General features: G+C 72.1%; 25 protein-coding genes. 9 read left to right on the top strand and 16 right to left on the bottom strand.

Annotated features, from left to right (window positions below):
* Positions 1-200 precede the first annotated feature (200 nt).
* The 4 genes from hpt to dacB form a co-directional block, all read right to left on the bottom strand.
* Positions 201-755, bottom strand: coding sequence for a hypoxanthine phosphoribosyltransferase (gene hpt, locus ABD369_RS19720; RefSeq protein ID WP_045306241.1), 555 nt, complete (start codon positions 753-755; stop codon positions 201-203).
* Between the two features lie 60 nt (positions 756-815).
* Entirely contained in the window at positions 816-1,961 is a 1,146-nt protein-coding gene (gene tilS / locus ABD369_RS19715; protein ID WP_344637770.1) for a tRNA lysidine(34) synthetase TilS, read from the bottom strand.
* Positions 1,962-2,335: 374 nt separating this feature from the next.
* Entirely contained in the window at positions 2,336-3,532 is a 1,197-nt protein-coding gene (locus ABD369_RS19710) for a zinc-dependent metalloprotease (protein WP_344637769.1), read from the bottom strand.
* Between the two features lie 222 nt (positions 3,533-3,754).
* A complete protein-coding gene (dacB, locus tag ABD369_RS19705; RefSeq protein WP_344637768.1) occupies positions 3,755-5,134 on the bottom strand; it encodes a D-alanyl-D-alanine carboxypeptidase/D-alanyl-D-alanine endopeptidase in 1,380 nt (459 codons plus the stop codon).
* A gap of 136 nt (positions 5,135-5,270) precedes the next feature.
* Here dacB and ABD369_RS19700 point away from each other — a divergent pair, with 136 nt between their 5' ends.
* Together ABD369_RS19700 and ABD369_RS19695 are read left to right on the top strand one after the other, a co-directional pair.
* Positions 5,271-5,762, top strand: coding sequence for an inorganic diphosphatase (locus ABD369_RS19700; RefSeq protein WP_344637767.1), 492 nt, complete (start codon positions 5,271-5,273; stop codon positions 5,760-5,762).
* A gap of 271 nt (positions 5,763-6,033) precedes the next feature.
* A complete protein-coding gene (locus ABD369_RS19695) occupies positions 6,034-6,705 on the top strand; it encodes a biliverdin-producing heme oxygenase (RefSeq protein WP_344637766.1) in 672 nt (223 codons plus the stop codon).
* 71 nt (positions 6,706-6,776) lie between these two features.
* Here ABD369_RS19695 and ABD369_RS19690 read toward each other — a convergent pair whose 3' ends face one another.
* The 3 genes from ABD369_RS19690 to ABD369_RS19680 form a co-directional block, all read right to left on the bottom strand.
* Positions 6,777-6,992, bottom strand: a complete 216-nt coding sequence (locus tag ABD369_RS19690; RefSeq protein WP_344637765.1) for a dodecin — start codon at positions 6,990-6,992, stop codon at positions 6,777-6,779.
* Positions 6,993-7,101: 109 nt separating this feature from the next.
* Positions 7,102-8,058, bottom strand: a complete 957-nt coding sequence (locus ABD369_RS19685) for an asparaginase (RefSeq protein WP_344637764.1) — start codon at positions 8,056-8,058, stop codon at positions 7,102-7,104.
* A 68-nt stretch (positions 8,059-8,126) separates the two neighbouring features.
* Positions 8,127-8,786 (bottom strand): RsiG family protein, encoded by a 660-nt coding sequence (locus ABD369_RS19680; protein ID WP_344637763.1) that lies wholly within the window; start codon positions 8,784-8,786, stop codon positions 8,127-8,129.
* A gap of 399 nt (positions 8,787-9,185) precedes the next feature.
* Between ABD369_RS19680 and dtd the strand changes: the two genes are divergently transcribed.
* Positions 9,186-9,626: a D-aminoacyl-tRNA deacylase gene (gene dtd / locus ABD369_RS19675; protein WP_344637762.1), complete on the top strand. Its 441-nt coding sequence runs from the start codon at positions 9,186-9,188 to the stop codon at positions 9,624-9,626.
* 10 nt (positions 9,627-9,636) lie between these two features.
* Here dtd and ygfZ read toward each other — a convergent pair whose 3' ends face one another.
* The 3 genes from ygfZ to ABD369_RS19660 all read right to left on the bottom strand — a co-directional run bounded on the left by ygfZ (position 9,637) and on the right by ABD369_RS19660 (position 11,785).
* Entirely contained in the window at positions 9,637-10,632 is a 996-nt protein-coding gene (gene ygfZ / locus ABD369_RS19670; protein WP_344637761.1) for a CAF17-like 4Fe-4S cluster assembly/insertion protein YgfZ, read from the bottom strand.
* A gap of 10 nt (positions 10,633-10,642) precedes the next feature.
* Positions 10,643-11,092: a Fur family transcriptional regulator gene (locus ABD369_RS19665; RefSeq protein WP_344637760.1), complete on the bottom strand. Its 450-nt coding sequence runs from the start codon at positions 11,090-11,092 to the stop codon at positions 10,643-10,645.
* Between the two features lie 108 nt (positions 11,093-11,200).
* Complete coding sequence (locus tag ABD369_RS19660; RefSeq protein ID WP_344637759.1) at positions 11,201-11,785, bottom strand: heme-binding beta-barrel domain-containing protein; 585 nt, start codon at positions 11,783-11,785, stop codon at positions 11,201-11,203.
* Between the two features lie 273 nt (positions 11,786-12,058).
* Between ABD369_RS19660 and ABD369_RS19655 the strand changes: the two genes are divergently transcribed.
* A complete protein-coding gene (locus ABD369_RS19655; protein WP_344637758.1) occupies positions 12,059-12,421 on the top strand; it encodes a DsrE family protein in 363 nt (120 codons plus the stop codon).
* An 8-nt stretch (positions 12,422-12,429) separates the two neighbouring features.
* Here the strand turns inward: ABD369_RS19655 and ABD369_RS19650 are convergent, their stop codons facing one another.
* The 6 genes from ABD369_RS19650 to ABD369_RS19630 all read right to left on the bottom strand — a co-directional run bounded on the left by ABD369_RS19650 (position 12,430) and on the right by ABD369_RS19630 (position 15,544).
* Positions 12,430-12,702 (bottom strand): DUF3099 domain-containing protein, encoded by a 273-nt coding sequence (locus ABD369_RS19650; RefSeq protein WP_344637757.1) that lies wholly within the window; start codon positions 12,700-12,702, stop codon positions 12,430-12,432.
* Positions 12,703-12,770: 68 nt separating this feature from the next.
* Positions 12,771-13,061, bottom strand: coding sequence for a DUF1416 domain-containing protein (locus ABD369_RS19645; RefSeq protein WP_344637756.1), 291 nt, complete (start codon positions 13,059-13,061; stop codon positions 12,771-12,773).
* Positions 13,062-13,099: 38 nt separating this feature from the next.
* Positions 13,100-13,933 carry a sulfurtransferase gene (locus ABD369_RS19640; protein ID WP_344637755.1) on the bottom strand — a complete coding sequence of 278 codons (834 nt, stop codon included), beginning with the start codon at positions 13,931-13,933 and terminating at the stop codon, positions 13,100-13,102.
* 214 nt (positions 13,934-14,147) lie between these two features.
* Positions 14,148-14,228 (bottom strand): Ms5788A family Cys-rich leader peptide, encoded by an 81-nt coding sequence (locus ABD369_RS41185; RefSeq protein WP_370118893.1) that lies wholly within the window; start codon positions 14,226-14,228, stop codon positions 14,148-14,150.
* A gap of 254 nt (positions 14,229-14,482) precedes the next feature.
* Positions 14,483-15,154, bottom strand: a complete 672-nt coding sequence (locus tag ABD369_RS19635; protein WP_344637754.1) for an LmeA family phospholipid-binding protein — start codon at positions 15,152-15,154, stop codon at positions 14,483-14,485.
* A 144-nt stretch (positions 15,155-15,298) separates the two neighbouring features.
* Positions 15,299-15,544 carry a MoaD/ThiS family protein gene (locus tag ABD369_RS19630; protein ID WP_344637873.1) on the bottom strand — a complete coding sequence of 82 codons (246 nt, stop codon included), beginning with the start codon at positions 15,542-15,544 and terminating at the stop codon, positions 15,299-15,301.
* A gap of 775 nt (positions 15,545-16,319) precedes the next feature.
* On the opposite strand from ABD369_RS19630, the gene ABD369_RS19625 reads away from it, so the two are divergent.
* The 5 genes from ABD369_RS19625 to ABD369_RS19605 all read left to right on the top strand — a co-directional run bounded on the left by ABD369_RS19625 (position 16,320) and on the right by ABD369_RS19605 (position 21,777).
* Positions 16,320-17,054: a response regulator transcription factor gene (locus ABD369_RS19625; RefSeq protein WP_344637753.1), complete on the top strand. Its 735-nt coding sequence runs from the start codon at positions 16,320-16,322 to the stop codon at positions 17,052-17,054.
* 135 nt (positions 17,055-17,189) lie between these two features.
* The gene (locus ABD369_RS19620; protein WP_344637752.1) at positions 17,190-18,233 is read left to right on the top strand and encodes a LacI family DNA-binding transcriptional regulator; all 1,044 of its coding nucleotides are present in this window, start codon (positions 17,190-17,192) and stop codon (positions 18,231-18,233) included.
* A 117-nt stretch (positions 18,234-18,350) separates the two neighbouring features.
* Positions 18,351-19,427: a S1C family serine protease gene (locus ABD369_RS19615; protein ID WP_344637751.1), complete on the top strand. Its 1,077-nt coding sequence runs from the start codon at positions 18,351-18,353 to the stop codon at positions 19,425-19,427.
* A gap of 92 nt (positions 19,428-19,519) precedes the next feature.
* Positions 19,520-20,293, top strand: coding sequence for a response regulator transcription factor (locus tag ABD369_RS19610; protein WP_344637750.1), 774 nt, complete (start codon positions 19,520-19,522; stop codon positions 20,291-20,293).
* A complete protein-coding gene (locus ABD369_RS19605) occupies positions 20,290-21,777 on the top strand; it encodes a HAMP domain-containing sensor histidine kinase (protein WP_344637749.1) in 1,488 nt (495 codons plus the stop codon). The genes ABD369_RS19610 and ABD369_RS19605 overlap by 4 nt, the downstream gene beginning before the upstream one ends.
* Positions 21,778-21,795 lie beyond the last annotated feature (18 nt).

The following is a 21,795-nucleotide window of genomic DNA, read 5'->3' as shown; positions in this document are numbered from 1 at the left end:
GCGCTGCACGGCTGTCGGCCGTCGGCGCATCCGGTATGTGCTCATGAGAAGAGCGGTTAATTGGACCGTACCGCAGGCACCCCCGCTCACGACGAGAGCTGGGCGGCACGACGTATTTTCCTACCCCGGCTCAACGGGTGGGAACAGCGAGCTGTTCCCACCCGTCGCCCGAACGGTGTCAACCGTCGGACGGCCGATGGTCAGCCGCCGTAGACGTGCGGGGCCAGGGTGCCGATGAACGGCAGGTTGCGCAGCTTCTCCTGGAAGTCCAGGCCGTAGCCGACCACGAACTCGTTGGGGATGTCGAAGCCGACGTACTTGACGTCGATCTCGACCTTGGCCGCGTCCGGCTTGCGCAGCAGGGTGCAGACCTCCAGCGAGGCCGGGCCGCGCGAGCCCAGGTTGCCGAGCAGCCACGACAGCGTCAAGCCGGAGTCGATGATGTCCTCGACGATCAGCACGTCGCGGCCGGCGATGTCGGTGTCCAGGTCCTTGAGGATCCGCACCACGCCGGAGGACTTGGTGCCCATCCCGTACGAGGAGACCGCCATCCAGTCCATCGTGACCTGCGAGTGCAGCGCCCGGGCGAGGTCGGCCATGACCATCACGGCGCCCTTGAGCACACCGACGATCAGCAGATCCCGCCCGGCGTAGTCCCGGTCGATCCGCTCGGCCAGCTCAAGCAGCTTGGCGTCGATCTCGTCCTTGCTGATGAGCACCTTCGCCAGGTCGGCGCCCATGTCGTTCTGATCCACCGGGGATACGTCCTCAAACGTTCGGGGTCCTGTTTCGGCGACGGCCCCGCGACCTACTGCTCAGTTGTCGCTCTGTCGCCGAAAGACCAGCGTGCCACACCTTCGGGTGACCTCGACGCCCCCGGGTAGGTGTAGCGGCCCCTGACCGCGCCAGCCGGTGATCAACTGATCGACCGTCTCCAGGTGCCGGGCGAACAGGTCACCGCCCGGGCAGCCCGCCCGCAGTGCGGCCCGGCGCAGCACCCGGCGGCGGACCGCGGGAGGCAGTTCGGCCAGTTTCCCGGTGTCCAGTGCGCCTTCGCCCGTACGGAGGTCGCGCTCCGCCAGGGCCGCCCACTGATCGAGCGCATCGGCGTCGTCGCGGAACAGCCGGGCCGTCCTGGCCAGCGCCTCGACCACCCCGGCGCCCAGGTGCTTCTCCAGCACCGGCAGCACCTCGTGGCGGACCCGGGAGCGGGTGTAGGCCGGATCGGAGTTGTGCGGGTCGTCCCAGACCGGGATGGACTGCGCGGCGCACGCCTGGCGGGTGGCGGCCCGGTCCAGCTCCAGCAGCGGGCGGCGGTAGCGGCCCTTGTGCGCGGGCATCCCGGCGAGCGACCTGGCCCCCGAGCCGCGTGCCAGGCCCAGCAGAACGGTCTCCGCCTGGTCGTCCCTGGTGTGCCCGAGCAGCACCGCGATCGACCGGTGGCGCTCGGCGGCGGCGTCCAGCGCGGCGTATCTCGCGTCCCGCGCGGCGTTCTCCGGGCCGCCCTGCTGGCCCACCTCGACCGGGATCACCTCGACCGGGTCGAGGCCCAGCTCGCGCAGCCGGGCGGCGACCTGCTCGGCGCGTTCGGCGGAACCCGGCTGCAGGCCGTGGTCGACGGTGACGGCCCCGACCCGCAGGCCCAGCTTGGGCGCCTCGAAGGCGGTCGCGATGGCCAGTGCCATCGAGTCGGCGCCGCCGCTGACCGCCACCAGCACCAGCGGGGAACCCGGTGCAGCGGGGGTGCGGGGCAGCCCGGAGGGGTGGCGGCGGGCGTTCCCGATCAGCCGGGTGGCGGCGGCACCGCCGGCGGTGGTGGCCGCGGTCACGGCGACCGGCGCGGACGCGGGGCGGGTGCGGGGAGCCGGGGCGGTGAGGCTGACGCCGGCCTCGGCGGCGAGCTCGGTGAGGGCACGACGGACGGCGAGACGTATCGCCGCGACGGCAGGGTGTGGGCCCACGGTGAGGCACTCCTTGGCAGCTGGGGGACGGAGCGGGGCGGTGAGGGGGCCGGCCGGGCGTGACACCCTGTCAGCTTTCGGTCACCAGGTGCTCACAGATGGTCGCAGAATCCGGGCATCGGCTACGCCACCCGCGCCACCGGTACGACCACGGTCCCACGTACGGGTGAATGCAGAAACGTTTCACCACCCCCATCTGTACGCCTGCACCACTCGTGTGGGCTCCTCGCGGCCGGACCGCGCGCGGCGAAGGCACGCACCGCACCGGACCGCGCGGCACCACGCCCCCTGCAGGGCCGCCTGGGGATCACCCCCGGCGCGGGCCCGCCCCGATCGCGCACCGGCCCCGCGTCAGCCCCGCGTCGGCCTGCGGCTCAGCCGGTGACCCGGGCGACCCAGGCGGCGGGGTCGTGGATCTCGTCCTTGGTCGGGAGCGTGTTGGGGGAGGTCCAGACCCGGTTGAAACCGGCCATGCCGACGCGGTCGACCACGTCCCGGACGAAGACCGCACCGTCCTGGTACTGGCGCAGCTTGGCGTCCATGCCGAGCAGCCGCCGCAGCACCAGGTCGAGCCGCCCACTACCCCGGTCCCGCCGCTGCTGGAACTTCTCCCGGATCTCCGCAACGCTCGGCACCACCGCCGGGCCGACCCCGTCCATCACCACGTCCGCGTGCCCTTCGAGCAGCGACATCACCGCCGTGAGCCGGCCGAGGATCTCCCGCTGCTCGGGCGTCTGGACGAGTTCCAGGAGGGTGGTGGGCGCCGAGCCGTCACCCCGGCCGCCGAGTCCCGGCAGACCGCCGCCCAGGGCGTCCCTGATCCGTTCCAGCAGCGCGGCCGGGTCCACGTCGGTCTGCGCCAGGAAGGACTGCACCTCGGCCTGGATGTGGTCGCGCAACCAGGGGACGGCGGTGAACTGGGTGCGGTGGGTCTCCTCGTGCAGGCACACCCAGAGGCGGAAGTCGTGCGGGTCGACGTCCAGTTCGCGTTCGACGTGCACGATGTTCGGCGCCACCAGCAGCAGCCGGCCGGGGCCCGGCGACAGCTGCCCGGCCCCGTCCCCGGACCCGTCCGCGGCGAACAGCGCGGCCGGGCTGTCCGGGGCCACCGGGGAGCCCGCCGACGGAGCGGGCTCGGCCGGGGCGAAGGTCTCGTACTGGCCGAGCACCTTGGTGGAGAGGAAGGCCAGCACCGCGCCGACCTCGACGCCGGTCGCCTTCTCGCCGATCGAACCGAAGACGGCCGCGCCGGCCGAGTCTCGGCGGCGCGCCTGCAGCTTGTCCACCAGCGGCTGGACGATCGTCCGGAAGCCCGCCACATTGGCTCGCACCCACCCCGGACGGTCCACCACCAGGACCGGCGTGCCGGCCGCCGCGGCCAGGCTGCTGGAGCGCATGCCGGTGAACTCGCGCACGTGCTCCTCCGCCGCCAGCGCATGCCTGCGCAGTTCGGAGACCACCTCGCGGGCCTGCTCCCTGGTCACCTCGGGGCCCGGCCGGGCCAGCCGGGTCGCGGTCGCGACCGCGAGTTCCCAATCGACCATGTCGGCACCGCTGCTCGCGCTCGTCATGCCATCACCGTACGTGCTCTCCGCGGCCCGGGGGAGACACCCGCGGATCGTCCCGTGGCGGCACCACTCGGGGGAGGCGGGGAAGCGGGCGCCACGCACCCGGCGGGCAGCCCCGGCCCCGGCCGCCACGGGCTGCGGGCGGCCGGCCCCGGGCTGCCCGATTGCCGACCGGCCGTCACCCCGGGGTGGCCGCACGGTCGCTGACGGACTCGCCCGGCGCGCCTACCGGCAGCCGCAGGCGGCCAGGCGGGCGGCGGCGCGGTCGGTGGCGGCGCGAGTGGCGGCGCCGTCGGTGCTCTTGTTCATGAAGGCGAAGACGAGCACCCGACCGTCCGCGTCGACCACCGTGCCGGCCAGGGTGTAGACGCCGCTGTCGGCGAGGGTGCCGGTCTTCGCCCGGACGATCCCGGCCGCTTCCTGCGCGCCCGAGGAGGCGCCGAACCGGGTGCGCAGGGTGCCGGTGAAGCCGGCGATCGGAAGACCCGTGAGGACCGGCCGCAGTTCCGGGTGTTCGGGCGAGGCGGCCACCGAGAGCACCTTGGCGAGGACCAGCGGTGAGATCAGGTTGCCGGTGTACAGCCCGCTGCCGTCGCCCAGGACGACCCCGTTCATCGGTACGCCCAGCTTCTGCAGTGCCTCGGTCACCGCCGCCACCGCGCCGTCGAAGCTGGCGGGCTCGTGGGCGGCGAGCGCCGCCTGGCGGGCCAGTGCCTCGGCGAGGGTGTTGTCGGAGGTGGTGAGCGTCCGCTCGACCAGCCGGGCGATCGTCGGCGACTTCACCTCGGCGAGCTGCTGGGCGCCCTGGGCGGCCGAGGCCTGCTGCGCCTTGCCGTCCACCGTGATGCCCTGGGCCTTGAGCAGACCGGCGAAGGTCTCGGCGGTCTGGTCGGCCGGGTCGGTGTAGCGCGAGGGGGCGTCGATGGTGGCCGTCGGGTCGACCTTGCCCTCGTCGGCCATCAGCGGGGTCACCGGGGCGATGTTGGCGTAGTCGTTCTCCTTGTGCAGCAGCGGGCCGCTGTAGAGCGAGGTGTCGTAGCCCAGCTTCACCGTGCCGGTGCCGGCCGCCTTGAGGGCGGTGGCGGTCTGCCGGGCCAGTTCGGCGAGCGAGGCCGGGGCCGTTTCGGCGTCCACCGGCAGACCGCCGACCTGGATCCGGTCCGCGGGCAGCGCGGAGAGGGTCGGGTCACCACCACCGACGAGAGTGATCTCCCCGGGAGCCGCGCCCTTGACGACCCTGGTGGAGATCCGGGTGTCGGCCGGGATCAGCGAGAGGGCGGCGACGGCGGTGAGCAGCTTGGTGGTGGAGGCCGGGGTGGCGGGCGTGTTCTCTCCGGAGCCGTACAGGAGCCGGCTCGTGCTGCCGTCGGCGATGGCGAAGTTCAGCCCGCCCAGGCCCCGGTCCTGCAGGACCTGCGCCAGGTCGCGCTGGAGACCCGCCGTGGTCGGGAGCGTGTCGGCCCCGGCCACCGGGGCGGCGAGCACCACGCCGCCGGTGGCGGCCGCTCGCGCGGCAGCCGGGACGCCCGCCCGGTCCGCCGCCGGGGAGGGGTGGGCGAAGGCCAGGTCGCCGCCCGAGGCCAGCCCGCCCGTGGCCAGCGCCACACCCAGCACCCCTGCCAGCGCTACCCTGCATCGGCGTCCCACCCCTGCGCTCCGCTGCACCGACCCGCCCCTTTCCTGAGCACACCTTGCCGTAGGAGACACTTGGATTCTGTCAGTCCCTACCTTGGAGGAACCGTTGGAGTTCGACGTCCTGATCGAGATCCCGAAGGGCTCGCGCAACAAGTACGAGGTCGACCATGAGACGGGCCGGCTCCGCCTCGACCGCATGCTCTTCACGTCGACCCGCTACCCGGCCGACTACGGCTACGTCGAGGGCACCCTGGGCGAGGACGGCGACCCGCTGGACGCCCTGGTCCTCCTGGAGGAGCCGACCTTCCCCGGCTGCCTGATCAAGTGCCGTGCCATCGGCATGTTCCACATGACCGACGAGGCCGGCGGCGACGACAAGCTGCTGTGCGTCCCGGCGACCGACCCGCGCTGGAAGCACCTGGGCGACATCCACGACGTCCCGGAGTTCGACCGCCTGGAGATCCAGCACTTCTTCGAGGTCTACAAGGACCTGGAGCCCGGCAAGTCGGTCGAGGGCGCCAACTGGGTCGGCCGCGAGGAGGCCGAGGCCGAGATCAAGGCCTCGATCAAGCGCCTGGAGGAGAAGGGCGGCCACTGAGTCCTAGGGCTCGGCGGTCCCGGCCGGGGCGAGCAGCGGTGCTCGCCCCGGCTTTCTGCTGCCCTCCACCAGTCGGCCCGCCGTCCCCCTTGGCCTTTCGCTGCCGTCCTCCGGCCGGCCCGCCGCGCTCTCCCCGGAACTTTCCCACCTTTCCAGGACCGGGCCGAAGGAGCAGACTGGGCAGGGGCGTTTTCCCGACACCACGTCGGTAAGAATCCGGCACGGGAGGCGACGACCCCCGCTCGCAGCCCCGACCGGACCGGAGGCCCGAATGCCCAGCCATGAGCAGCCCCCCGCCCTCTCCGCCGTACTGCGAGCCGCCAGCAGCGCGGAGCACGAGGCCGCCGAGCACTCCACCTTCATGTCCCACCTCCTCGGCGGGCGGCTCGGCCGCGACGCGTACGCCGAGCTGTCCGGGCAGCTCTGGTTCGTCTACCGGGCGCTGGAGGGCCGGGCGGCCGAGCTGGCACGGCATCCGGTGGCGGGGCCGTTCATCGACCCCGCGCTCTTCCGTACGGCCTCGCTCGAACACGATCTGGAGCACCTGCGCGGCCCCGGCTGGCGGTCCGCTCTCACCCCGCTGCCCGCCACCGCCGTGTACACCGCGCGGATCGAGGAGCTCGCCGCCGACTGGCCGAACGGCTACCTCGCCCACCACTACACCCGCTACCTGGGCGACCTGTCGGGCGGCCAGATCATCCGCGGTGTCGCCGAGCGGACCTGGGGCTTCGAACGCAAGGGCGCCGGCGTCCGCTTCTACGTCTTCGAGGAGGTCGGCAACCCCGCCGCCTTCAAGCGCGGCTACCGTGCCAGGCTGGACGCGGCCGGGCTCGCCATGGACGAGGTCGAGCGCCGCCGGGTGGTCGACGAGTGCAGGCGCGCCTTCGCCCTCAACAGCGCCGTCTTCGCCGACCTCGACACCCGCTACCCGCTCAGCGCCTGACCGTCGGCGCGGCCACCGCCCCGCCGACGGAGCAAGGCCAGCTGGGCGGCCGGCCGACAGGACCGGGTGGGTCAGTCCTCGCTCTCCAGACGGAAACCGACCTTGAGTCCGACCTGATAGTGCCTGATCTGCCCGTCCTCCAGGTGCCCGCGCACCTGGGTCACCTCGAACCAGTCCAGGTTGCGCAGCGTCCGGGAGGCCCGGTTGATTCCGTTCCGGATCGCGGCGTCGACACTCTCCTGCGAGGAGCCGACGATCTCGGTGACGCGGTAGATGTGGTCGCTCATGGCGGTCTCCTGGGTACCTGAGTAGCGGCACGGCTCCCCCGCTCCACCGTGCCGCACCCGGTCCCCGCCCGCACCCGGGACAGCCCGGGCACGGGCTTCGGGCGGCCCGTCAGAAGGCCGCCCGCACCTCGCCGACCACCGCACCGCCACCGTGCAGCGGCGCGGTGCCGATCCGGTCCAGCACCTCGTGCCGCACACCGAGGCGCTGCAGCGCCTCGGCCAGCACCGGCCCCCGGGCCCGCTCCGCACCGTCGTCGATCTTGAAAGCGAGCGCCCGCCCGTCCGCCAGCGCGACCACCTGGACGGCCTCGGCCCCCATCTTGGAGAGTGCCCCGGGCACGGCCCGCATCAGCCAGGTGTCGGCGCGGCGGGTGCCCGCCACGTACTCGGGGTGGGCGCGCATCGCGTCGGCGACCCGGCGCTGCGGGGTGCCGGGCTCGGCGAGCACCAGCGCGCGGTAGGCCCGGGCCAGGCCGGTGAGCGAGACGGACAGCAGGGGGGCGCCGCAGCCGTCCACGCCCAGGTGCGCCGCACTCTCGCCGGTGGACTCCGCCAGGGCCTCCCGGGCCAGCTGCTGGATCGGGTGCGCCGGGTCGAGGTAGCTCCCGGTGTCCCAGCCGTTGGCGACGCAGGCGGCCAGCCAGCCGGCGTGCTTGCCGGAGCAGTCCATCATGATCGGGCTGCGCTGCCCGCCGCTGCCGAGCAGCGCCTCCGCCTCGACCTGGTCCAGCGGGAGGTCGGCAGGGGTCCGCAGGGCCTCCTCGGTGAGGCCGGCGCGCCGCAGGATCTCCCGCACGGCCTCGCGGTGAAACGGTTCTGCAGAGTGGCTGGAGGCCGCGAGCGCCAGCAGCTCCCCCTCGATCGGCAGACCGGCGCGCAGGGTGGCCACGGCCTGGAACGGCTTGGCGGTGGAACGGGGGAAGACCGGGGCGTCCGGGCGGCCGAGGGCCAGCTGCACCGAGCCGTCGGCCGCGAGCAGTACCAGCGAGCCGTGGTGACGGCCCTCGACGAAACCGGAGCGTATGACCTCGGCGAGGACGGGCAGGACGGCAGCAGACTGCGACATCGGTGAAGCTCCACGATGAGGGTGGCCGGAAAACGATCGGTGTGCGCCGGCCGCCCCGCCCCGCGGGATCAGCCGCCTGCGAGCAGGTCCTCGACCCGCGCCTCCCCCTCACGGTACCTGCGGGTGATCTCGGCACTGCAGCCGTCCGCCGTGCGCTGCAGAATCTGTCGCCGACCCGAGACCTGGCGCTCGCGCGCGGCCAGCCGCTCGAGGGCGGTCAGCAGGTCGGCGGTGGGGTGCGCGGCGAGGTCGGCCAGCTGGACGTCGCCGATCAGGGCGTCGGCCTCGCGCTGGTACTGCTCGCCGCGCGGCGTCCCGAGCGTGACGTGCCGGGCCGGGCGGCGGACGACCGACGGGGGGTCGGCGAGGATCGCGGGCAGCCGGTCCAGCAGGGCCACCGGCTCCGCTCCGGTCTCCGGGCGCGCACCGCGCCCGGCCTCCGCGCCGGCCGCCGGAGCGCCGGGGTGTACCCGGCGCCGTTCCAGCTCGGCCTGCAGGATGTCGAGGCGGCCCTGCAGCAGACGGCGGAGGTAGGAGAGGTCGGCCTCCTGCTCCAGGGCGTCCCGGCGGAGCATCCGCAGCTCCTCCAGGTCCAGCCCGGTGAGGTCGTACTCAGCGGGGCTCCCCGCCGCTACCGCATCCGCTGCGGCGGCCACCGGCTCGGGCCGCCCCGCTCCCGGTCCGGCGAACCCGTACGACTGATCGCGGGCCGTGCTGCTCGCGTCCATCAACCAACCACCTACCGCTGTCCTGGTCACGCTGTCCGATCCCGCCCCGCGCCTGCCCACCGGGCACCGCGTACTGCCGTGCGCGCACGCCCCCGTTCCGGAGCACGTCGAGGCGCCCCCGCGGGGTTCCCCCGGGACGCCGCTACCACCCGCCCGGGCTACCCCGGCCAAAACGGCGGTCCGGTCGTTCGAACACGGCGAGTCCGCGCCTTGCCACGCCCACAGCGTGCCACTAGGGCCGCCGCCGGCGCACCGACCGGCCACCCGAACGGCCCTCTGGCGAAACGAGGTGGCTGATATGACGAGAGCAACCCGCAGGCAGCACCAGGTCACTCCCGGCGCGCGTTGTTTCACCCCGGCGCGCGCTGGCGCCTTGCACGCCTCCGGCACAATGGCGGCATGCGAGCAGTGGTGCAGCGAGTGACCGAGGCAAGCGTCACGGTGGACGGCGAGAAGGTCGGATCGATCGAGGGACCCGGGCTCTGCGTCCTGGTCGGCGTCACCCACGACGACACCCCCGCCAAGGCGGCCCAACTGGCCCGCAAACTCTGGACGCTGCGCCTCCTCGACGGCGGCGAGGACGCCGTCGAGCAGTCCTGTTCCGATCTGGGCGCCCCGCTGCTGGTGATCAGCCAGTTCACCCTGTACGGGGACGCCCGCAAGGGCCGCCGCCCCACCTGGAACGCCGCGGCCCCCGGCCCGCTCGCCGAGCCGCTGGTGGACGCCGTGGCGGCCGAGCTGCGGACGCTGGGCGCCAAGGTGGAGACCGGCCGGTTCGGCGCGGACATGAAGGTCGCGCTGGTGAACGACGGCCCCTTCACGGTGCTGCTGGAGGTCTGACCGCGCCGGGCTACTGCGGGACGACGACCTCCTGCGCGGCCGGCACCGTACCGGCCAGTAGCGGCGCGTCAACGGGCACGTTCCGCTTGACGATCGCCAGCGCGATCGGCCCCAGCTCGTGGTGGCGCGCCGAGGAGGTCACGAAGCCGAGCGCGCGCCCGTCCGGATCGCTCGCCAGCCGCACCTCGGTACCGTGCGGCGGCAGCGTCTCCTCCAGGCCGTCCAGGTGCAGGAAGACCAGGCGGCGCGGCGGGCGGCCGAGGTTGTGCACCCGGGCGACCGTCTCCTGGCCCCGGTAGCAGCCCTTCTGCAGGTGCACGGCGGTGGTCAGCCAGTCCACCTCGTGCGGGATGGTGCGGTGGTCGGTCTCGAACCCGAGCCGCGGGCGGTGCGCCTCGATCCGCAGCGCCTCGTACGCCCAGATCCCGGCGGCCGGACCGTAGCCGGCGGCAAGTGCCTCCAGCCGGTCGCGCGGCACGAACAGGTCGCGCCCGTAGGGGCCCGCGGCAGAGCCGCCCGGCGACACTTCACGTACCGCCGCGGCGCCCTCGGCGGAGGCGGAGGATCCGTTCGGCAGGTGCACCACCGCGTAGTCGGCGGTCGCGTCCCTGACCTCCACCCGGTAGAAGAACTTCATGCTCTCCAGGTAGGCGATCAGCGCCTGCTGGGTGCCGGGCTCGACGTGCGCCCAGACCGTGCTGCCGTCGTCCACCAGGTAGAGGGCGTGCTCGACGTGCCCGTGCGGGGAGAGGATGAGCGCCTCGGTGGCCTGGTGCGGCGGGAGCTGGCTGACGTGCTGGGTGAGCAGCAGGTGCAGCCAGGACAGCCGGTCCTCGCCGCTCACGGTGATCACACCGCGGTGCGAGAGGTCCACGAAGCCCTCGCCGGCGGCCAGCCGCCGCTGCTCGGGGAAGATCTCGCCGTAGTGGGCGGCCACGCCCTCGTCCGGCCCCTCGGCGGGGACGGCGCCGGGCAGGGCGAGCAGCGGGCTCTTGGTACCGGTCATACCGGTCAGCTTACGGGTGTTCCCTGGGCAGTTTGGCGGTGCAGTCGGCGCAGCGGCCGAAGATGGCGAAATGCTTGAGGTCGGTGTCGAATCCGTGTTCGGCGCGCAGGCTGTCGATCAGCGGTGCGGCGATCGCGGTGTCGGTCTCGGTGACCTTGTCGCAGTCCCGGCAGACCAGGTGCAGATGGGTGTGCCGGCCCGCCAGGTGGTAGGTGGGGGCGCCGTGGCCGAGGTGGGCGTGCGAGACCAGGCCGAGCTCCTCCAGCAGCTCCAGCGTCCGGTACACGGTGGAGATGTTGACGCCGCTGGCGGTCTTCCTGACCTGACTGAGGATCTCGTCGGGCGTGGCGTGGTCGAGCACGTCGACCGCCTCCAGCACCAGCTGGCGCTGCGGGGTGAGGCGGTAGCCGCGCTCACGCAGGTCGGCTTTCCAGTCGGTGGGAGTGTCGGTGTTCGCCACGGTGGTGTCCCTACCCGGTTCGAGGTCGTGAGACAAGTGTAGGGACCGGCCGAACGACCGGTCCCCACCCCGCACGCTCCGGTCCGCCGCCTGGCCGGCAGCGGCGACTCAGCGGAAGAACGCGATGCCGTCGTCCGGCAGGTCCGCGATGTCCTGGATCAGTTTGGCCTGGTTGAGCACCTTCTTCAGCTGCGCCGACATGTACGGCCGCAGCGGGACCTCGGGGGCGGACTTCTCGCCGACCCAGAGCAGTTCCTCCTTCACCAGGCCGTAGAGCCGCTTGCCGCCGCTGTACGGGGCCGAACCCTCGATCCGGGCGACCGCGTCGGTGGCGAGGTCGATCTGCGGCTTGCCGTCGTGCAGCTTGCCGTACCAGATCTCCACGGTGCCGTCGTCGCGGACCGAGGAGAACTCGATCTCGCGCTCACCGCTGGTGCCGTGCGGGTTGGTGGTGATCCGCCAGAAGCCGTGCTCGTTCTCCAGCGGACGGACCTTCTCGCCGTCGTTGTTCAGCACCCAGGTGCGGGAGCGGAACTCCAGGAAGGGGCGGCCGTCGTGCCGGAAGATGATCTCCTGGCCGAAGTTGCACTTCTCCGTGCCGGGGAAGTCGTAGACGCCCGCGCCCTCCCAGGTACCCAGGAGGAAGGCCAGCGGGACGACGTCCTTGTGGAGGTCAGAGGGGATCTCGATCATGTTCCTGGTCGCTGTCGTCGGTGATGGACTCGACTCAACCGTACGGCAGCCGGGATCAGCGCTGGCCCTGGTACAGCTTCATCACCGAGAAGATGGCGAACCAGGTGATCAGGACGGCCATGAGAGCAAGCAGGCAGTCGAAGAAGATTTCGAGACCGGTCACGGGGCGCTCCCAGCAGCGGGGGATGGCGGACAGTACGACGGCGCAGAGTCTATCGGCCACCCCTCTCCGGGTCTCGGCGAGGCCCGACTTCCCGTCGCTATGGTGGCGTCATGACGAAGAAGCTGGTCATCAAGGTCACGGCCGGGGCGGACGCTCCGGAGCGCTGTTCGCAGGCGTTCACGGTGGCGGCGGTCGCCGTCGCGAGCGGGGTCGAGGTCTCGCTCTGGCTCACCGGCGAGTCCTCCTGGTTCGCCCTGCCGGGACGGGCGGCGGAGTTCGAACTGCCGCACGCCGCACCGCTGCCCGACCTGCTGGAGTCGATCCTGGCGGCCGGCACCGTCACCCTCTGCACCCAGTGCGCGGCCCGGCGCGACATCACCGAGAAGGACACCCTGGACGGGGTCCGGATCGCGGGGGCCCAGGTGTTCGTCAGCGAGATCACGGTCGACGGCGTCCAGGCCCTGGTCTACTGACGGCGCCCTCAGGGGCGCTGCTCGTGGTCGGGGCGGTCCCGGTCGTGGCCCGGCTGGTCCCACTTGGGGTCGTCCCAGCGCGGGTCGTTCCACCAGTCGTCGTCCCGGTCGCGCCGGTTGGCGAGGACGGCCGCGAGCGGCGGGATGACCATGGCGACCAGGCACATCCCGATCGCGGCCGCCAGCGACCAGAAGCGCACCACGCCCCACGCCAGGACGAACAGTCCGATGCAGATGCCCATCATGACGAAGTAGCGGATGTGGCGCTGACGTGCCTGCACGTCTCCAGGGTATGGCTGAGGACCCCCGCTGTGGCAGGGGCCCTCAGCGCGTTCGCCGATGAGTCGCGTCAGATCGCGATCGGGACCTCGGTCTGGGCCCCGGGGGAGGCGACCACCACGCGGTCCACGGTCGCGCCCGGCACCAGCGCGCGCAGCGTCCAGGTGCCCGGGCGGGCAAAGAAGCGGAACTGCCCGCTGGCCGAGGTGGGCACCTCGGCGGTGAAGTCGCCGTTGCCGTCCAGCAGCCGGACGTAGCCGTGCACCGGCTCGCCGTCGCGGGTCACCGAACCCTGGATGATCGTCTCCTTGGCCACGTCAACTCCTGCCAGGTCCGGGCCGCCGGCCTTCGCACCGCACATGTCTTCTCTCCTCTGGTTACCGGTGTCGGGCCGGGTGATCAGTTGCCGAGCTCGATCGGCACGCCGACCAGGCTGCCGTACTCGGTCCAGGAACCGTCGTAGTTCTTCACGTTCTGCTGGCCGAGCAGCTCGTGCAGCACGAACCAGGTGAGCGCCGAGCGCTCGCCGATCCGGCAGTAGGCGATGGTGTCCTTGGCCAGGTCGACGCCCTCGGCCTCGTAGAGGGCCTTCAGCTCCTCGTCGCTCTTGAAGGTGCCGTCGTCGTTGGCGTTCTTGGCCCACGGGATGTTGCGGGCGCTGGGGACGTGGCCCGGGCGCTGCGACTGCTCCTGCGGGAGGTGCGCCGGGGCGAGCAGCTTGCCGCTGAACTCGTCGGGCGAACGGACGTCGACCAGGTTCAGGTTGCCGATCGCGGCCAGCACCTCGTCGCGGAAGGCGCGGATCGAGGTGTCCTGGGCCTTCGCCCGGTACTCGGTCGCGGCGCGCTCGGGCACCTCGGCGACCAGCTCGCGGGAGTCCAGCTCCCACTTCTTGCGGCCGCCGTCCAGCAGGCGGACGTCGCCGTGGCCGTACAGCTTGAAGTACCAGTAGGCGTACGAGGCGAACCAGTTGTTGTTGCCGCCGTAGAGCACCACGGTGTGGTCGCCCGCGATGCCCTTGGCGCTGAGCAGCGCCTCGAAGCCGGCCTGGTCGACGAAGTCGCGGCGGACCGGGTCCTGGAGGTCCTTCTTCCAGTCGATCCGGACGGCGTTGCGGATGTGGTTCTTGTCGTACGCGGAGGTGTCCTCGTCGACCTCGACGAGGACGACCTTCGGATCGTTCAGGTGGGCCTGGACCCAGTCGGCGTCGACCAGGACGTCGCTGCGGCTCATGGGGTTCTCCATCCGGGGGCGGTTGGCGGAAGGCTGCTCGGGAAGTGCTCGACTACGCCCCGTCCGTGCATCTGTCCAGATGTCGAGACAGGGGAATTGCGGGTCGCACCGTGCTCAGATCGGGGGATGCCGGACGGCACTGGGCGGCAATGTGCCAGTTCAGACCGCTGGCAAGGGGTCGGGCGGGCCGGAAATGCCGGTCAGAACCGCCCGGTCAGCGCATTCGACACAGGCAAGCGGCCACGCGGCACAGGTCTACCGCCCGCCGCTTCGTGAGTTCCGCCTGTCGCTTCATGCCGACGATGCTAGGGACAAGCGCGGTCCACTGTCATCAGTGTGTCGAATATTGAGATGAAATGTTTCGAATATCGAGATTTCAGAATTTTCCCGATGCGCGGGGTCGTCTCGACGCTGTTCCAGGATCCCCGAAAAGGGGTGTTCGGGCAGCTCAGCGGGCTCGTCACTGGACAGTCCGTCTCGCAGAGCGATACGGAGACAGTCGTTCGACCAGCCCGCCGGGGACGGTCGAGCCCGGGGAGCAGGTGCGGGTCAGCCGACCAGCTTGACGTCGCTGCCGTGGAAGGTGAGCTTGAGGCCGTCCGGCTCGGGCGTCGCGCTCTCCAGGCTCAGTCCGGCCGGCAGATCGGTCAGGGTGAAGCTGCGCGGTCCCAGCAGGCCGTTCGCGGCCCCGTTCAACAGCGCTCCCAGGCCGCCGAGCCGGAAGCCGTCGGCGGTGATGGTGTCGCCCTTGCTGTGCACGCTGCCCTGGCCGACCGGCATTCCGCCGACCGAGGCCCCGACCTCGCCCGGCCCGGCGTAGGAGAGCTCGATCTGCTCGGTGCCCGAGACCAGCCTGGCCACGTCGCCGTACGAGACGACGCCGCTGCCGCTACCGCTGTGCACGGTGGCGCTGCGGTAGCCGCTGCCGACCTCCACCCCGGACAGCTGCATGCTGAACGAGCGCAGCGGCACCTTCTCCCGGCCGCCGCTGACCGTCACGCCCTCACCCGAGAGCCGGACGCTGTCGAAGCGGCCCGCCACCGCTTGGGTGAGGAAGGGGAACCCGTCGATCGAGACCTTCGGGCGGCCGCTGATCTTCCCGGTACTGACCAGCCGGTCGGCGGCCTCGTCCTGGGCCACGCCGACCGCGATCCGGTCCGCGCCCACCAGCAGTCCGAGCAGAACCGCCAGGCCGATGATCAGCTTGAGCAAGCCGCGCATGTATGACGTGCCTCTCGTCCCCGTCCGATCCAAGCACCGTACGGACCTACGACGAACCGAACCGGAGTCCGGTTCCGACCCACTGCCTGGCAGCGCCGCCTTCTCCTCAGGCGGAGCGCTCACCGGGCCGTACCCGCCGGCGACTCACCCTCCGGCGAAGGGGGGCAGCACCTCGACCGTGCCGCCCTCGGTGAGCAGGACGGCGGCGTGCTCCCGGTGACCCACCTGTTCGCCGTCCACCAGGTAGGAGCAGTGGTCGAGCACCTGGAGCAGGCGCGGACGACTCGTGTGCCGGGCGCGCGCCGCCGCCAGTGCTTCGGCGAGCGTCGCCGCCAGATAGGGCTCCTCGGCCGTCCCGGCGGCCGCCTTGGCGGCGGCCCAGTACCGGATGGTCCCCGCCACCGGGACTCCCGGCGCCGTCACCCGCTCAGGTGACGTCACTCGCGCGGGCGAGTCCAGCGCGTCACCGGCATCGGTGGTCGCAGCCATGGCAACCCCTCCTCGTCGTCCTCGCCCGGTGCGGCCGACCGGCTCCTGATGCCGGGCCGCCACTGTTCGGTGTACACGTACCGTGCGGCCGGTGCGGCTCCCATGATGACCGAGGCGGGCCCCCGACCGGGAACAGCCCGGCTCGAACCGGTCGGCGCGGCCGCCCAACCGACCCCGGGGCCGCACCAGGACCGGGTCAAGGCCAGGTCAAGACCGGTCCATGACGGGCCCCACCGGACGCCGACCCGGCCGCCGCCGTGTGGCCCAGCCGACGCTGGGACACTCTCCCGCTGCGCAGAGTGGTCGGCTATCCTCGTGGACGTAAGGGATCCGGGCAGAGTCGCCCCCGGGTCCTTTTGTGCATTCAGGACACCCACCACGGACGTCCTCACCGCCGGTGCCCCACCCGCGCCGACCACGAGGACCGCCCCGGGCCGCCACCCGGTGCGGGAGCAGACCCGGAAGGTTCGCGGATGAGCAGGGCACGAACGGAGCAGCAGGGGTTGCGGGACCTCCGGTGCACGTCCCGCGCCGCCCTGCGCTGCACCGGACCGGCCGGAACGTCCCCGGTGCAGAGTCCTCCCCCACCTCACTCTCACTTCGCAGCCGCCACTGCCGGCTGTGGCGGCAGCCGCCCCGCTGCGACCGCGACGACCCGGAAAGGGGACCACCGGGTATGAGTTCTCTTCTGCTCCTCACCAACGCACTGCAGCCGTCCGCCGAGGTACTGCCCGCCCTCGGACTGCTGCTGCACAACGTACGGGTGGCACCGGCCGAGGGGTCGGCCCTGGTGGACACGCCGAGCGCCGACGTGATCCTGGTCGACGGACGGCGCGACCTGCCGCAGATCCGCAGCCTCTGCCAGCTGCTGCGCTCCACCGGGATCGGCTGCCCGCTGCTCCTGGTGGTCACCGAGGGCGGACTGGCCGCCGTCACCGCCGAGTGGGGCATCGACGACGTCCTGCTGGACACCGCCGGGCCCGCCGAGGTCGAGGCCCGGCTGCGCCTGGCCATGGGCCGGCTCCAGGTGTCGACGGACGACAGCCCGATGGAGATCCGCAACGGCGACCTCTCGGTGGACGAGGCGACGTACTCCGCCAAGCTCAAGGGCCGGGTGCTGGACCTGACCTTCAAGGAGTTCGAGCTGCTCAAGTACCTCGCGCAACACCCCGGCCGGGTCTTCACCCGGGCACAGCTGCTGCAGGAGGTCTGGGGCTACGACTACTTCGGGGGCACCCGCACTGTCGACGTCCACGTCCGGCGGCTGCGGGCCAAGCTGGGTGTGGAGCACGAGCAGCTGATCGGCACCGTCCGCAACGTCGGCTACCGCTTCGTGGTGGCGACGGCCCAGGACAAGGGCGAGCGGCCGAGCGTCGAGCCGTCCAGAGCGGCCGCCGCGCAGGAGGCCTGAACCCGGCGCCGGGCCCGGCGGTCGCAACGGCGGCCGCCCGGCTTGTCCGGTTCTGCACCGGGTTCGAGGTCGCCGACGTGTGGCGTCCGTGACACTGCTCATAGCGCTGTCGTGCGACCCGCGTAGACTCCCTGCGTGGCCAAGGTGACGCGCGACGATGTAGCCCGACTGGCTGGGACCTCGACGGCGGTCGTCAGCTACGTCATCAACAACGGGCCGCGCCCGGTCGCGCCCGCGACCAGGGAGAAGGTGCTCGCGGCGATCGACCAGCTCGGCTACCGGCCGAACAGCGTCGCCCAGGCGATGGCCTCCCGCCGCACCAACCTGATCGGCATGGTCGTCCCCGACGCCCGCCAGCCGTTCTTCGCCGAGATGGCACACGCCGTGGAACGCGCCGCCTCCGAGCGCGGCAAGCTCGTGCTGATCGGCAACTCCGACTACGCGGACGACCGCGAGGTGCACTACGTCCGCGCCTTCCTCGGCATGCGGGTCTCCGGTCTGATCCTGGTCAGCCAGGGCCCCTCGCAGCGCGCGGCGGAGGAGTTCGCCGCCATGGAGGGCGCCAAGGTGGTGCTGCTGCACCGCCGCCCCGAGGCGATCGACGACGTCGCCGTGGTCAGCGATGACGTGGCCGGCGCCGAGCTGGCCGTCCGCCACCTGCTGGAGCACCACGGGCACCCGTACGTGGTCTGCTTCGGCGGCCCGGTGGAGGCGCCCGCGCCGGGCGACCCGGTCATCGACCACGTCGAGGGCTGGCAGCGGGCCATGGACGCCCACGACCTGCCCACCGAGCCCCACCTGCTGGACGCCCCGTTCAACCGCTACGGCGCCTACCAGGTCGCGGTGGAGCTGCTGCGCTCCCCCGACCGCCCGCCGGCCATCTTCTGCTCCACCGACGACCAGGCGATCGGTGTCCTGCGGGCCGCGCGTGAGGTCGGCCTGCGGGTGCCGGAGGACCTGGCGGTGGCCGGCTACGACGACGTGCCCGAGGCGGCGTTCGTCGACCCGCCGCTGACCACGGTGGCCTCCGACCGGGACGCCATGGCCCGGGCCGCGGTCGACCTGGTGCTGGACGACTCGCTGATGGTCCCGGGTTCCGACACCGAGCGGGTGCGCAAGTTCCCGTCGCGCCTGGTGGTACGGCGTTCCTGCGGCTGCGACGGGGCTTCCGGGAGCTGATCCGGCACACCGGTTGATCCGTACGCTGACCTGGCTTTATGAGAAGCCAACAGGCTTCTCGGCAGGTTCAAAGTCGGTTCTCATCAGATCTTCATCCAGCGGGCCGACGTTGGATCCATGAGCGATCAGCACCGCACCAACGAAGAGCAGGCGGCCACCGGTCCGTACCTCACCGGGTCGGACAGCAACGCCTCATACCGCTACGGCCACTGGCCCGCCCCCGAGGAGTCCCCGGCCCCGGAGGCCGGGTTCCCGACCGCCCCGCTCCCCGCCGTCGAGGCACCGCAGGCCCCGGCCCGCCACGCCGTGCGCGGCCTGCTCAAGGGCAGGCTCGCCCTGGTCACCGCCGTGGCCGCGATCGCCGCCGTGCTCGGCGGAGCGGCCGGAGGCGCGCTGGTCGGCCACCGGGCCACCGCCGCCGGCCCCGCCGCCTCCACCGTGGTCAGCCCGGTCTCCTCCAGCTCCACCGGCAACGTGGCCGCGATCGCCGCCGCCCTCTCCCCGAGCGTCGTCCAGATCACCGTGAAGTCCAGCACCGGCACCGCGACCGGCACCGGCGTGGTCCTCACCTCCGACGGGCAGATCCTCACCAACTACCACGTCATCTCCGGCGCGGTCGGCGACGACGGCCAGATCACCGTCACCTTCCACAACGGCAGCACCGCGAGCGCCACCGTGAAGGGCACCGACAAGTCCACGGACGTCGCGGTGATCAACGCCTCCGGTGTCAGCGGCCTCGCCCCCGCCACCCTCGGCGACTCCGACAGCATGCAGATCGGCGACCCGGTGGTCGCCATCGGCAACCCCGAGGGCCTGACCGGCACGGTCACCTCCGGCATCATCAGCGCCAAGGACCGCCCGGTCACCGTCCAGGTCGACGAGGGCTCCACCCGCGACAACGGCGGCTTCGGCTCCCCGTTCCTCCCCGGCCAGCGCACCGGCTCCGCCCCCGGCGGGGACACCGCCAACTACAAGGCCCTGCAGACCGACGCCGCGCTCAACCCCGGCAACTCCGGCGGTCCGCTGATCAACGCCGGCGGCCAGGTGATCGGCGTCAACTCGGCCATGTACTCGGACAGCAACTCCGGTGACACGGGCAGCGACAACGCGGGCAGCGTCGGCCTCGGCTTCGCGATCCCGATCAACGACATCAAGCGGCTGCTGCCCAAGCTCCAGGCCGGTCAGACCCTCTGACCGTCAACCGAAGCTGTCGCAACCCGCCGTGTTCGCGGCCCGGTCGACGCACAATTGCTCAGGACACCCGGACGCAGAAAGGCCACCGGCCCATGACTCCCCCCGCCGACGACCGCACCTTCGCCGAGGCCGCGGGCTCCACCGCCCGCATCCTCGTGGTCGACGACGAGCCCGCCCTGCGGGACGCCCTGGAGAGCAGCCTCGCCTTCGAGGGCTACGACGTCACCACCGCCACCGACGGCTACGAGGCGCTGAACGCCGTCGAGCGCGAGCGGCCCGACCTCGTCCTGCTGGACATCATGATGCCCCGGATGGACGGCCTCACCGCCGTCCGCCGGATGCGGGGCCGCGGCGACGCCGTGCCCGTCCTGATGCTCACCGCCCGCGACGCCGTCGGCGACCGGGTCACCGGCCTGGACGTCGGCGCCGACGACTACCTCGCCAAGCCGTTCGAACTGGACGAACTGCTCGCTCGGGTCCGGGCCCTGCTGCGCCGCAGCGCCATCGCCAACGAGGCCGCCGCCCGCGCGGCCGCCGAGGACAGCGACAGCGACGTACTCGCCTTCGGCGGCCTGCGGATGAACACCGCCACCCGCGAGGTCAGCCGCGAGGGCAAGTCCATCGAGCTCACCCGCACCGAGTTCATGCTGCTGGAGATGTTCCTCTCGCACCCCCGCCAGGTGCTCACCCGCGAGCAGATCCTCAAGGCGGTCTGGGGCTTCGACTTCGAGCCCTCCTCCAACTCGCTGGACGTTTACGTCATGTACCTGCGCCGCAAGACCGAACAGGGCGGCATGCCCCGCCTGATCCAGACCGTCCGCGGCGTCGGCTACGCCCTGCGCACCGCAGCGGGCGCCGCGGCGTGAGACTGTTCCACCGGCTGACCGGCTGGTTCCGCTCCCGCTCCCTGCGGAGCCGGCTGGCCATGCTCACCGCCGCCGCGGTGGCGGTGGCGATCGCGCTGTCCGCCCTGGCGTGCTGGTTCCTGGTCAAGGACCAGCTGTACAAGCAGGTGAAGCAGACCCTGCAGGAGGCTCCCCCCAGGCCGGTCCTCCCGCAGGAGAAGCCGGCTTCCCCGAAGGGTTTGCTCAGCTGCGGATCGACCGCCTACCAAGCTCTCAGCCGCTCCAAACAGCTGGACAGCATTCGGCCGGCCCATCCATTCCCGAACAAGTGGGACGTCCAACTCGTCGCTGCCGACGGCATGGTCTGCTTCCCGACCGGCTCAACCAAGATCATCAATGTTGACCCCTCCGATCTCAGCCGCCTCGACTCCGGCCTCTCCTACACCTTTCGGGAAGGCAGCTACGAGAACGGACGCCCCGCCCTGGTCCGCCAGTCACCGGTGACGCTGGCGATGGAAGACGGGACGGCCAAGCCGTTCGTGATGCTGGTGGCCAACGAGACGGCCAACCAGGAGAACGCACTGCGCGGCCTCGGCCTGCTCCTGATCGGCGTCGCCGGCCTCGGCGTGGTCGGTGCCGGGGTGACCGGCACCCTGGTGGCCCGGCAGGCGCTCAAGCCGGTCGACCAACTCACCGACGTGGTGGAGCACATCGCCCGTACCGAGGAGGTCGGCACCACCATCCCGGTCCAGGGCAACGACGAGATCGCCCGGCTGGCCACGTCCTTCAACTCGATGTCCACCGCGCTGCTGAACTCCCGCGAGCGCCAGACCCGGCTGATCGCCGACGCCGGCCACGAACTGCGCACCCCGCTCACCTCGCTGCGCACCAACGTCGACCTGATGATCCGCAGCGACGAGACCGGCCGCCCGTTGCCGCCCGCCACCCGCACCAAGCTGCTGGGCAACATGAAGGCCCAGATGCAGGAACTCACCGTGCTGATCGGCGACCTGCTGCAGCTGTCCCGCCCGGACTCCCCCAAGCCCGGCCAGAACCTGACCGTGCTGGCGCTGCACGACATCGCCGCCCGCGCCGTGGAACGGGCCAGGCTGCGCGGCCCCAGCCTGACCTTCGCGGTCGAGCTGGACCCGTGGTACGTACGGGGCGACGGCCCGGCCCTGGACCGTGCCGTGATCAACCTCCTGGACAACGCGGTCAAGTACTCGCCGCCCGGCGGCACCATCGAAGTCGCCCTCCACCAGGGCACGTTGACCGTCCGCGACCACGGCCCCGGCATCCCGCCGGACGAACTCCCTTACGTCTTCGACCGGTTCTGGCGCTCCCCGTCCTCCCGCCAGCTCCCCGGCTCCGGCCTCGGGCTGTCGATCGTCGCCCAGACGATCCAGGACACCGGCGGCGAGGTCGCCCTCGGCCCCGCCCGGGACGGCGGCCCCGGGGCGCTGGCCACCATCCGCCTGCCCGGCCAGTCCGACCTGCCGCAGTAGGACCGGTTAGGACGGATC

Origin of the sequence: Kitasatospora cystarginea (assembly GCF_039533515.1) — a bacterium.
GTDB lineage: Bacteria > Actinomycetota > Actinomycetes > Streptomycetales > Streptomycetaceae > Kitasatospora > Kitasatospora cystarginea.
This window is presented reverse-complemented; position numbering and strand designations above follow the sequence as displayed.